The 580-nt window shown below is 43.3% G+C and carries 1 pseudogene; it reads right to left on the bottom strand.

The window, feature by feature from the left end:
• Positions 1–157: 157 nt before the first annotated feature.
• Positions 158–580, bottom strand: a pseudogene (locus tag OGY37_RS00195) (hypothetical protein); the annotation flags it as partial.

Here is a 580-nt window from a genome sequence, read left to right on the forward strand (position 1 = left end):
ATCTGCATCGGCATTAGAGTGATGCCCTCTGGCATCCGGAATGACACGCTGACACGTCGGGCATTATCAGGAGGGGAAAGTGTCTGATCTGTGTTATCTCCGCAACCGCAAAGTGGTGCGATAGTTAACATAATAACGATGGTTCTCTTAAAATAATTCAACGCTTTCCTCCGTTACAGCTGCGAATCGACAGCAATTTTTCATAGCTGGGATAAATATGCGGTATCTTTTCACTACTGCCATCGGGATAAATTGCCGTAAGTTTGCCTGGAGCATCTGGAGGTGTCAAAGTAACAACTTTATCGAAATGAATGACTGGCTCAATAAGAATGGTTTGAGTATCCCTAAGCCGAAAACGCCTTCGCCATTTTTCGGGGCCGGTATTTCCGCCAAATAATTTCAAACTCGTTGTGTTATCAATATGGTTTGCCACCATAGGGAAAAAATCAGTTTTTAAATCAAGATCACCACTGACCTCTTTTGCCCTCCCTGTCCCATAGCCGTCACTGAGGCCATAATCTCCAAAATCAAAGATATAACTGGTCTCAATGACTTCTTTTCCTTTCACCAGTGGAATATT

Origin of the sequence: Citrobacter sp. Cpo030 (genome assembly GCF_030333005.1) — a bacterium.
In the GTDB taxonomy this organism is placed as follows: Bacteria; Pseudomonadota; Gammaproteobacteria; order Enterobacterales; family Enterobacteriaceae; genus Citrobacter; species Citrobacter portucalensis.